The organism is Candidatus Profftia lariciata (assembly GCF_020541265.1).
Taxonomy (GTDB): domain Bacteria; phylum Pseudomonadota; class Gammaproteobacteria; order Enterobacterales; family Enterobacteriaceae; genus Profftia; species Profftia lariciata.
In genome coordinates, this window is the sequence record NZ_CP045925.1 from 582,483 (window position 1) to 596,682 (window position 14,200).

The following is a 14,200-nucleotide window of genomic DNA, read 5'->3' on the forward strand; positions in this document are numbered from 1 at the left end:
ATATATGAGATTAAATAATATTATTATATAATAAAATTACAATAATTTTGGTAAATAATAGATATTTTATTATAAGTTTTATCAATAGATCAATATTATTTATTAATTGACTTAATTTACAACATTAAGTGTTATTATAATACAATTATAATATTATTGTATAACAAAAAATAATTATTTAGTTAATGATTAATACTAGTGATAATAGATAATACAACATGTAATTAACAATTAAAAATACATACTACTTTGCTTGAGCTATATTATAAATAATTATACAATTATTATTATCTATTTGCATAATATATATTAAAATGATATGAATATATCAGCTAAATAATTATCAGTATAGTCACAACACTAATAATAGTATAAATATAATAATATTTAGATTACATTGTTATAGATAATAGATATATTATTAACTTAATTAAATATTTTATTAACACAGTAAAAAGATAATCATTTTAAATTATTAAATGTATATATAAAATAATTTCTATGCTATTTTAAATAATTTTTATATTATTTTAGTAAATTCTTGTATTATCTATAATAATATGAATGATTTCTTAAATATTATCTTAATTTTTTAAGTTTCATCAATATAACTAAATATCATGTTTATCAAAAATATAAATTATCTATATTAAAGATAATATATAAATATTAATTTATATAAACAAACTATTTTTTTAAAAAGTAATTATTGATTAATATAATGAATAAGATTTATAATTATAATCTTATAATAAATGTTATCGGATAAAATAATGGTTATAGTGCAATATGATTAAATAATATAATAAATATATTACATACTATTTTAATATTTTATAAAAAATATGTTATTATATTGATAATATTTATGATAATTATTATACCAAAATATTTTACATCTTTTAACAATCATAATAACATTATGAATTAACTATAATAATATTATGAGATAAATTTTATTAAATTATTGCATTCTTTATCTATATTAATAATAATTAAATATTAATATACTATAAAATAGTAGATATACCAAGACATCATAACTGACTTTGGATATCATATAATTAATAATTAATTAATAATATATTATTCTCAAATACATCACATTATATACCAAATAATCATGTAATTATATATAACAATATTAATAATATTTTATTGTTATCTATAATAATTTATTAAAAATATATTTAAGTTTTATTAAAACATTTTACTCTTATTTTAATTAACTTGTTGATAGTATTACTACATATTTACTTATTTATATGAAATAATTAGTAACACATCAATATTCATTATATAATAATTATATGCTAATATACTAACATAGTAGTAAAGTCAATAATATTCAGAATAGGATTATTATAAATATTTTTTAAGATAAAATCTTAAAAATAAATATTTATTAAATATTAACAATCTAGTATGAGTATAAATAGTAATTAACTTGTTAGTTATGCATTAATATTGTGCTTGCTTTCTTCATTTATAAAAATATTTATATAGTTATTATAATATTAACTAATAACTTATTTAAAATATACGTAGTATGTATTACAAAATAATAAATATAAATATAATTTTATGTAGTCATATTAGTACTATATTATAGTATTATAAATTTTTTTTTAAAATACAAGTGTACGTATAATAAGATGTATTTTAAAATTTTATACAATAATGTTTAAGGATTTAACTTAATGCGTATTATTCTACTTGCTCCTCCTGGTGCCGGTAAAGGTACTCAGGCACATTTCATTACAGAGAAATATAATATTCCGCATATTTCTACTGGTGATATGTTACGTAAAGCACTAGAATATAATTCTATATTTAGTGAAAAAATAAAAGAAGTTATAAATAATGGTCTATTAGTAACTAATGATTTAGTTATTTTGTTATTCAAAGAGCGTATCATGCAAGAAGATTGCCAAAATGGTTTTTTATTAGATGGTTTTCCACGTACTATTGATCAAGCTGAAGCTATAAAAGCAGTGAAAATTAATATAGATTTTGTATTAGTACTAGCAGTACCTGAAAAGCTACTCATAGAACGTATTATTGGTCGTCGTATACATTATAGTTCCGGACGTATTTATCATGTTAAATTTAACCAACCTAAAGTTGCAAATAAAGACGATCTTACTGGTGAAAATTTAGTTACTCGTCAAGATGATAAGGAAGAAATAGTACGTAATCGTCTCATTGAATATCAAAAACAAACTACACCGCTGATAAAATATTATTTAGAAGAAGCGGCACAAGGTAATACAAAGTACTTCCAATTAGATGGAGCTCAGTCTATTGCTAATGTACGGGTGCAGTTAAAAAATATTCTAGGATAAAAGTTAAATAATGATATTATTAGTATTATTGTTTTTGTATTTAAAGTATTTAATATTCTATATAAATAACATAATACAGAAAAAATAAATTTACTATGTAATATTTATCTATTCAAATATCTTTACGTTAATTAAAAGCAATAGATAAGATATGTATAGATAATTTTCCTTAATATTATAACTTTACGAAAATTTATATCTTAATATAATCTAAATATATAATTTTAATTTAATAAAAATAGATTATGATATAAGGAAGAAGTATTCTTTTTAAGAATGGTTTTTAAAAAATATTATTTTAATAAATATTAAGTAACTATACTTTTGTAAACTATAAATACAATATTATATGCAACTATTGATAATTATAATTTTTTAAAATTATAATTAATAATACATAGTATTATAATAAATATATAAAATAGTATAATAATTTTGCAAAATTACCGAAAAATTTAATTTTATATATGCTAATAACATACAATGTTATAAGTAAAGATATTATATATTTCTGTATAATAAATTCTATTCTAATATTATATTTTATTTAAAATATAAAACATGATTTTAATGTCTATTTATCGCATTATATATTTTATATATAAAAATATTATTACTACATTAATAGCAACTAAAATATAGTAAATAAAATCATATTTTATGTAATTTACATTAAAATATGCAATATACCTTAACTTTATTAGCAATGAAGTATTTTTTTACTTATTTATTTTAATAATAAGCATTTTAAATGTTGTCTATCTTATTAAGAGCTTTATTCTGATTATATATAATCTTATTATTACATTTTCTATATATAATGAGTTTTACACATTTATATAAATAAAAAAGTACTCTTTAATAATAGTATAGCTATTTCAATATATAGTATTAAAATGAAATATATCAAATATTTAAGTATAGAAATGAGTTATAATTAATGTACATGAAAATATAATTAATAATCTTAATTATACTAAAATAAATGATATAACATTATTAATATAATAATATAATTATTTTATTATGTAATAATATAGTTAATTGTATTTATTGTTATACTGAATATCTATTTAGATTACATTTCTTGTGTTATGTAGTAAGAGTAATACTAATTCTACAGATTACGGATAGTTAAATATTTTGTTATTTCTAATTCTATTTGATATAGTTATCATTAAGCAATAATATAGTTATTCAAACAAAATATTTAATAATTATTATACTATAATATAGTAAATTAATTAATTTTGAATAAAATAAAATATATTATATTTCGTTAATATTATTTTAGATTAGAATAATGTCTAAATATATTTATTAATAAAATTATTATATTCTATTTTAATAAAATAGCCAATAAATTACAAGTCATTTACCTGTAATTTTATAACATTTTTAAATACTAAAATAAAGCTAATTATAAAATAAAAAATTATTTTTTAAATCCGGACACAATATTCAATATATTTCTATATTAAATATTTTTTTGCATATTCAGTTATTTTATCGGTGAATTATGAATGAAATCAAATCATTGGCATGCTATATTAAAGATAATAAAAAATTAAGTATTATAATTATAGTTATTTAGTACTAATTTGTTTAAAATATTTTTCCCTCATATGACAATATAATACTAATTATATATATTACTTCATGTAAGTATAAATATTTATTTTTATACATCGTATACTAAGATAGTATATTCATTATCATTTATATTAATAAATTTCTTATTTTTATTGTTATTAAATAATTTTAGCATATCTATTTGAATGATATTTTTTGTTAATTTTATTATTTATTTTTAATTTTTTATTTATAAAAACATTTATTATCTTAATAAATAAGATAATGTCTTTAAAAAAATTCAATTATTTATATCATTTTATTACTAAATATTTCTTAAAGTACTATAAATTACTTATGCTAGTAATCAACAAATAATTACAAATGATATGAAAATCTATAATTAGATCATATATTTTATATGACACAACCAATGAATTATCAATTAATATTTTTATTTATAATGTTATTTTTATAATTAATATAATATTATCATAGATAATATTCTAACTTAATTTAATACTGTTATAGTAATTTTAGATTATTGTTTAAATAATATTAATTAGCTATTTTTTATAAAGGGACTGTTTATTGTATATATAGATGTTATATTGATATTATAAAAATAAAAAATATAGCAATTATTACTATTTGGATGATATTGTTATTGAAAGTATACATAATTTAGTTACATAATCTATTAATTTTTTTATAGAGATATTTACCAAGATGTATATATTGAAATCTTTAATATAGAGAAAAAGCCCAATACATATAAATAATGTATTTTAATTAATTACGTAGGTAATCTTAAACTAAGCCGTATTACTACACTATATTTTACCTAAGAACTTATATTATACCAATAAATTATCTCATCTAATAAACATAAACATTAATTACTTATCTTATTATTTTATCAGACATATAAAATACGCAAATCACTTAATTTATTAATATTATTTTAAGTACTGATAAGTCTTACTTGCACCTTCACGATAGAAGAAGATGATATAATTTAAATTAATTATATTCATTTAAAATAATTTAATTTATTTATTTTGTTTAATATGAGAAAAATACTATTTAGATAGTTAATCTATACTAATTTTATATTTGAGTATTAGCGTATTTTATCTATTTTTATGAAAATGCTATTTTTTTTCAAGAAAATTACTAATATATAAGGTATGCCATATAATTAGATGACCGATCTTATTATGAGATATATTGTAAGATAATAGTAACAGATAAAAAATATATTTTTTATTAAAAATAATTTATTAATTATAGTAAATATTATTAAAATAAAAAATGAAGTAATTTTTTTAAAAAATTACTAAGATACTGTATTAGGATACAGTTTAAATTTGGTAAAAATAGTAAATAAAATCTATTTTATTATTTATAAAAATTGTATGGCATTAACAAATAAAGATACTATTTTAGTAACTTTGTTAAAAACAATATTTAGATAAAATTGCTATTATATTATAAATAATATAGACAGTAATTAGAATATTTACTTGTTAAGTATTACAATAATCTTCTGTATAATAAGAAATTATCTTTGTTATACAGAAAAATTTGCCGTGAAATAATAAAAAGATGTCTACGTTTATTTTTATTAAAATAAAAAAACGACAATAATTGATATGTACTTGATAATATAAAAATACAGCAATGGCATAACAATAATTTATTAGATCAAGTTATTAAAAGACTATATATAACAATTGAAATTTACATATAAAAGCAGAGAATATTGGTATTTTATATGAAATATTTATTGATAAACAATATTATTGTTAATTATAGTTAATTTTCACTAATAAATAGAAGATTACTAAAATATACGTCTTTATGTAAATATTATAATTATAAGGTTGAAGACTTTGTAATCAAAATAATGTTCATTTTTTCTTAATTAAGACATTATTTTATTAAAATATTAATTGCCAATGCAAAAAAAATGAGTAAGTTTAAGATGAAAAGAATGTTGATTAACGCAACTCAACATGAAGAGTTGCGTGTTGCTCTTGTCGATGGGCAACGTCTGTATGATTTAGATATTGAAAGTACAGGTCACGAACAAAAAAAAGCAAATATCTACAAGGGAAAAATAACTCGAATTGAGCCAAGTTTAGAAGCTGCTTTTGTAGAATATGGTGCTGAACGACATGGTTTTTTACCTCTTAAAGAAATAGCCCGCGAATATTTTCCTAGTAATTATGCTTATTATGGCAGACCAAATATTAAAGATGTGTTACGCGAATGCCAGGAAGTAATTGTACAAGTTGACAAAGAAGAACGTGGCACCAAAGGTGCAGCATTAACAACTTTTATTAGCTTAGCTGGAAGCTATTTGGTATTAATGCCTAATAATCCACGTGCAGGTGGTATTTCTCGTCGTATAGAAGGTGATGATCGTATAGAGCTAAAAGAAGCATTATCTTCTTTGCAGCTTCCTGATGGTATGGGGCTCATTATTCGTACAGCAGGATTAGGTAAATCTGCTGAAGCACTACAATGGGATTTATCATTTCGCTTAAAACATTGGGATGCTATTAAAAAAGCAGCTAAAGGACGTTCTGCACCATTTTTAATACATCAAGAAAGTAATGTTATTGTTCGTGCATTTCGTGATTACCTACGTCCTGATATTGGTGAAATACTTATTGATAATCCTGATATTCTTGCACTAGCTAAACAACATATTACAGCTTTAGGTCGTCCTGATTTTAGTAGTAAAATTAAACTATATACAGGTGAAATTCCGTTATTTAGTCATTATCAGATTGAATCTCAAATTGAGTCAGCTTTTCAACGCGAGGTACGTCTACCTTCTGGAGGTTCTATTGTAATTGATTCTACTGAAGCTCTAATAGCTATAGATATTAACTCTGCTCGTGCAACTCGCGGAGGATATATTGAAGAAACGGCATTTAATACTAATCTTGAAGCAACTGATGAAATTGCTCGTCAATTGCGTTTACGTGATCTTGGTGGTCTTATTGTTATTGATTTCATAGATATGACAATTATTCGACATCAAAGGGAAATTGAAAACCGTTTACGCGATGCTGTTCGGCAGGATAGAGCGCGTATTCAGATAGGTAGAATTTCTCGATTTGGTTTGCTTGAAATGTCTCGTCAGCGTCTCAGTCCATCATTAGGTGAATCCAGTCATCACATATGTCCTCGCTGTAATGGTACTGGTACTGTACGTGATAATGAATCATTGTCTTTATCTATTCTTCGTTTAATTGAAGAAGAAGCATTAAAAGATAACACTAATGAAGTTCATGCTATTGTTCCTATTCCCGTTGCTTCTTACTTGCTTAATGAAAAACGAGAATCAGTAAGCATCATTGAAAAACGTCAAGACGGTGTAAAAGTAATTGTAGTACCTCATGATCAAATGCAAACACCACACTATTCAATAGTTCGTATACGTCATGGTGAGGTAACTAGTACGCTAAGCTATCTACTACCTCAGTTACACGAAGCAGAACTTTTAACAACTGAGGAAGATGTTATTCTTGAGCGTAAAAGATCTGAACCACCAGCACTATCTACTTTTTTTGTAGATGTTAAAAATCCATTAGTTAAAGATAGTACTAATTTTGTAACAAAAGTTACTGAGCAAATTGTAGCAGAATCTAGTCTAGTTAAACGTATATTCTCGATATTAAAAAATATGTTTTCAATTTTAGAGACAGAACAAAAACAAGTTACTAAATCTATTACACCAACAAAAAAATCTTATCATTATCATCAAAATAATCGTGATTATAATATTCGTAAGAATGAAAATAACAATTGTGATGATTGTAACGAACCTAATAATCATGTTAATACTAAAAATAGCAAACAAAGTTATTTAACACCTTCTGTTAATAAAGAAGTTACTTTGCACACTTCTGTTGAAGAGTATAACATTAATCCTATACTTACTGCATCTAACCATAACGATCATAAATTACATCTTATGAAAGATCAATATCAAATACAGAAATTAGTTACACCTTTGGAGAATAAACACGATATTGTTGTCACTACAATAAAAGATAGTATCTATGAAAAAAATAAGCATTTATCTAGTAATTATAAAGGCAAACTCAATAATAGGATCAGTTTAAAAAATCTATCTAATAATGAAGTTATAAAATTAACTGAGACTACCTTTGTTGCTAATATTGCTGACAATAATACTACAATACTACAAGCAAATACAGAGTTAGTATCTTATAATAATGACGATACAGTTAAAAATATTATACCTCGTCGTTCTCGACGTTCACCACGTCATCTGCGTGTTAGTGCTCAACGTCGTCGTCGCTATCGCAGCGATCGTTATCCTACTCATTCTCCTGTACCTCTTATCTTTGCTGTAGCATCTCCTGAAATTGCATTTGGTAAAGTATGGATTCATTATCCAATAGTAAAAAAATCAATTACAATTATACCAGAAAATCAACAGTCTTTAATTAAGCAATTACAGATTAACAATCATACTGATCAAATTTCAAAAAAAAATATAGCTCAATCTATAGTGATTAAAAAACTTCCAGTTAAATCAATGACTTCTGAACCAGTAATAATTGAATCAATGGTAACTTCTATAATTGCAACATCAATTACAGAAGTGCCAAATACATCTCATAAAATTGAAAAAGTAATACAAGAAACTACAAAAATTTTAAATACGACTGAAAATAAAAAGATAAAACTTAAAGAATTAGTTAAAACAACGTCTACTATAAAACCAAAAAATATTATTCCAATAGTCACTAACACTAACAAGATTGATGTTGCTATTAATAATTCTTTAACAATAGAAACAATACCAGAAATCATACCTACTGCTAATATAAAAAATAAAAGATTTGTAGTCAAGAGCGTTATTATTGAAACAGATATTATAAAATCTACTATGAATAACTCTTTAATGACAAATCATTTGCAAAAAGTAGTAACAGCTCCAATAACTAAAGTTCCAGCAGAAGATAAGTGTATGCCTGATATTTTAGTAATAAATACTGTAGATTATCCTACTATAAATATGCATGATAAAAATGGAGCTGGTGCTCATGCAGCTATAAATAAGTCAACGGCACCAACAGCTAAGCCATTAGTAGTTGATTAAATATTATGAAATAAATAAATTAACTTGGGATTTTCTACATTAGTAATTTATTAAACATAATATAAAAACATACATGAGCATACTTAAATACGATCATTTTTATGTAATATTTGTTAAGTAACTAATTATTATAATAGCCGCCTTATTTTTTAGATATAATTAAAATTAGGTGGCTATCAAAAATAATTGAAATCTTTTTAATGTAGTATCTTAATATAAAAATATTAATAATCATTGATTATATGTGTATATCTTTCATAAAGAGATTATACTATAATATAGTATTAACATTATTAGTATTTATAACTAATATGTTCTATCATATTTATTTGGTATAATAGATATGAAATGTTATAAGGATTATTCTCCTAACTTAACATTATAGTAATCTATTTATTCATAATAAATAAGTTATATTGCTTCTTTTCTAATTATGTTATATTTATATCTATCATTTTTATGAATTAATTTTAATTCTATACAATTTAGACATTATAAGTAATATATTAATTATTTTTTATATTTTACTAATACTTAATCTTTAGCAGTACACTACATTAGTAGTAGTGAACAGTAATTTAGTTCTTTTTTATTTTAATAATTTAATTAATAATATAGCTAAGAACGTATAATATATTTTATTAATAGATAACGAATTTAATATAACTGATTAGCATTAATCGTAATAAAAAGTAAATTTTTTTGATATAACAAAAACTATATCGAAAAAGATTACTGTTATTATGGTATTACAAATAATTATTTTATTATATTTGATGAATAAGAAAATACGCCAAAAGCATAATATTATTTTTTATGATCAAAGTATTTGATTATTATCATGTTATGATCTTTCAAGTTAGCAAAAAAATGAGAATAATTTTCAATTAGGTGCTTTATTTTCTCATCTAATAGTTATTAATAATGTAGTATTGTAATATACAGAATATATAAATACTTAAACTATTTTATACACACAACATCTTTGATAAAGATAGAGGTAGTAAGATTACGTTATATGAGAGAAAAAATAGTTAATGTTTCTAAATTATTAAATGACATGATTTATCATACTTCGCTAGCCTTTGTAATTACATGCGCTCTAGAAATTTTTCTTTTTTCATAAACTTTTTATCTTAACTAAGATATAATAGTAATAGGTACCTTAATTATATTAATTGATGAACTTAACTATTTTTTAAAAATTATTTATTTTGTAATCTAACACAATAGACCAAAGGTATTAAGTATTGTTTATTATTCATATATTTTAGCAAATCAGCGTAGAATCAAATACAATAAATTTTAGGAACTTAATAATAATCTTAAGCAACAATTAATACAATTCTTAAATAATATTATTAATTGACTTATGCTATTTCGATATCTAGCTAATAATTATGAGCTAGATATATTTAAATTAACTAATTTTAAAAAAACAAATAATTGTAAGCTTATTAAATCTATTTATATCTTGTAAATATTTCTAAATTCATATATGCATTTATTTTAAGAGCGCTAGCTTATATCATGTATTATGCTTTAATTGCACAATCTAATTATGTTAAACAGTGACTATTGCTATAAAGAAGATATATAGTATAGATGAATAATCTATAGTAATAATTATATTATCTGATTATTCACGAATATTTTGTTAGGTTTACAAGGTTATTTAATTTAAACTACCTATAATGCTAAGATATGCGTGGTATTATAGTATCGCTATTTCTTGTTATCATCTTGGTCAAGTAGTGACTACTTAAATATTTGCAGGTCGTTCTAGTATAATAGTTGCCGCATCAATTAACTGAATTTAAGTTATACAACAAATTTCAAATATAATAATTAATAACTATTGATCGACTACGTTATAGTATTCTTCCTCTTTTTTTGCATATATTATTAGTATCTCTCTGCTAATAATTATCTTGATTGTAAATTTGTCTTTGTGTTGGATATATTGTTGGTATAAATTAAAAAGGAATGGGTAGTAATTTATTGTAGTAAAACATGAAAAATACAGCAGATGTTTATAAAAATTTCATTAAAGGCTTAATTTTTATCATTATTGTAATATTATATATTGCTTTATTTAAAGATTAAGATGCAATATTTACTTCTAAAGATATTATTAGTATTAATATACATAGTATCGCGCATTCATAATTAGTAAAATTAATATTAGATTATATTATAATATTCATTATGTTTAAAGATTCATACAGTACATACTAAAATAGTGAATTTTAGATTGGTGTTTTTTATTTATAATATTATATGCATTTTATTATTTATATTTATAGATTGTTAAAGTATCATATAATAATGCAATCAATGAGCATATTATATATACGATATTTAATAACATAAATAACTTAAATAGCATGCTTTTATACAGCCTTCGTAGTATTGTTATTTAGCGTATTATGGATACTTAATTGATTAACAAGTATTACCACATTTGTTAATAGATGTCTATAAAAAATATAATTATATTTTAGATAGTAGCTTGTTATCTATTTTATTTCAACATTTTTAGATGAGAAATTTTTATTATTAAAGATAGTATTTGCAGACTATGATATGAGTCTATTTATTTTAAATAAATGGTACAATGATTTACAATCATATATTATATTATAATGCTAAAAGATTTAATTAGTGAATTATTTTATAATAATCGTAATTATTATTTTCAATCAATATTTAGTAATATATAACTTTATAAAAATATATTGATATATTTAAATAGATGCGTAATTTTATTATTATTTTTTACGTTAATTAGAATTCAATCGGTTAAGAGCAAAATAAATCAAGTAAATTATTTGTAAAAATGGATTTTTGTAGTTAAACATATTTTTGAATATTTTAATATATAATAATTAATAATTTCATAAGATCCACATTACTTTCTAAGTATTGTACATAAAGCACTAATATTATATATAGGTAAAATTATTGATGCTTTAATTTTATATAAGTATTATAGTAATATTACTATTAAGCAACGTGCATATTATTTTAAATATTTTCATTTTATCTAGAACTAACTTATACTCAATATTTATTTATGTATTACAGTCGAAAATATAATATTTATCCTACATAAGCTATACACGATCATGTTATTATTATTCTAATTAGAATTACTATTACAGATTAATAAATAATACTTTGAATAAAAATAAATTTTTTAATAGCGCAAAATATTTTAAGAAGAAATTAGTAGGTATTTAATATATTTACGAAAAATATTAGTATAATTACTACTAAAAATAAAAAAATAAATATCTATTTTATGTTACACTAGTTTGCTAAATTAACTAAGAAATAGCTATATTTTACACGATAATTAATGCTATTAAAGCAGAATAATAATATTATTTGCATATTCTGCGATCACAATGTATAGATGAAACTTCCCAATTGTAAGGCATTCTTCATAGATATTAGTTAATAAAATTTTGGATGTACATCGTGTTTTATTAAAAAGTAAGTACTATTTGATCTAAATGAATTAAAATATTTAGATTTAGTTAGTTTAGCTATAGTAGTTTATATGCAAGATATCGGCATATCTAAAATACTAATTACTCAAATTAATAAGCATGTATATATTGATTAAAATATATAATCTATAAAATATTTTAATTACAAATAGAGCTTCATTAAGCTCTCGCATAGAAATATAAAAAACATAAATCTTATTAAGTATATAAAAGCATTAAAATAATTTGGTTAAATAAATAATTATACATTAAGATATAAAATATATTAGATACAATTATGTAATAGATTAATTACACTATTATTGCTTATTATAATAAGCAATTAAATGAAAATTATTCTATCTCAGAATATGCTATTTCATATATACATATTAATCATTTAATAATATGATTACCAATCAGAAAGCTCAATAATCTCACTTTTACCTCGTTTAATTAAAAAATTTAGTAAACGTCGCGGAGATACGTTTAATATACGATTATTCGGGAACTCTATTTCATTTATAATACGAATACAATATTCAAAATTTCCTAAAGAAAAAGCTACATGAGAATCAGTGCCTAATGCAAGATAACCTCCTGCGTTGCTCACAGCTTCAGCAATCTTGCGACAATTATTTGCACTACCAATACGAGAGTTTATAAATGAAGAATTATTTAACTCAAGAGCTACATTATAACATGCTGCTGCTTCTGCTACTGCACAAATATCAATAGGAAACTTAGGATTACCAGGATGACTAATAATATCAACATTTCCTTTTGCCATCGTAGATATCATAGCTTGAGTATGATTATGATAATTTTCAGGTGGAAATACTGGCTCATGGAGCCCAGCAATAATTAAATCCATCTCATGTAACATACGATCATTGCAGTCAATTTCACCTTTTATATTTTTGATATTAGATTCAATGCCTCGTAAAATAGCAATACCATCTACAACGCGCGGCCATAAACGCATATTCATAAAATGCCAATAATGTGGTGCATCTTCCATGTCAGGACCATGATCAGTGATGGCTAACATTTTAATTCCGCATTTATTTGCTTGTATAATATAATCGTGTAGCGTGCTATAAGCATGGGTACTTGCCACAGTGTGCATATGTAAATCCACGGGATACATGGCTTCTCCTATATATAGAGATAACTTTTGATCTTAAATAACAAAATCATTATATTAATTTTACAATATATTAAAATACTATTTTATTTATATATTATGTACTCATATTTATGCATCATAAAGAACAATTATTTTTGATATTTTATTTATTGAAAATAATAATATAAAAATATTTCTAGTTTTGTTCTAATTACTTAATAAGTATATTATATAGCGTAATATTTCTTTTTAATATATGATGTATATTGTATTTATATTATGTACTATAAAAATCATGTTTTAATATTAATTTTTAATAAATATATTAATAAAAATATTATTGAACCTGTGAAAAATTGTATTGTATCTCTATATTAACGTGATCTAATTCAATACGTTCTAAACGTAATGTATAATAATGATATTATATAATAATACTGCATACTAAGAGTACATAATTTATTTTTGATATATTATTAATATATATTTTATTTAATGTATTATTGTTATT

At 21.6% G+C, this 14,200-nt stretch carries 3 protein-coding genes; 2 read left to right on the plus strand and 1 reads right to left on the minus strand.

The window, feature by feature from the left end; all coding sequences use genetic code 11:
- Nucleotides 1-1,700: 1,700 nt before the first annotated feature.
- Together adk and rne are read left to right on the plus strand one after the other, a co-directional pair.
- Nucleotides 1,701-2,345: an adenylate kinase gene (gene adk, locus GII40_RS01390; protein WP_226813605.1), complete on the plus strand. Its 645-nt coding sequence runs from the start codon at nt 1,701-1,703 to the stop codon at nt 2,343-2,345.
- A gap of 3,559 nt (nt 2,346-5,904) precedes the next feature.
- Complete coding sequence (gene rne / locus GII40_RS01395; RefSeq protein WP_226813606.1) at nt 5,905-9,066, plus strand: ribonuclease E; 3,162 nt, start codon at nt 5,905-5,907, stop codon at nt 9,064-9,066.
- A 3,906-nt stretch (nt 9,067-12,972) separates the two neighbouring features.
- Here rne and GII40_RS01400 read toward each other — a convergent pair.
- Complete coding sequence (locus tag GII40_RS01400) at nt 12,973-13,710, minus strand: phosphatase (RefSeq protein WP_226813607.1); 738 nt, start codon at nt 13,708-13,710, stop codon at nt 12,973-12,975.
- Nucleotides 13,711-14,200 lie beyond the last annotated feature (490 nt).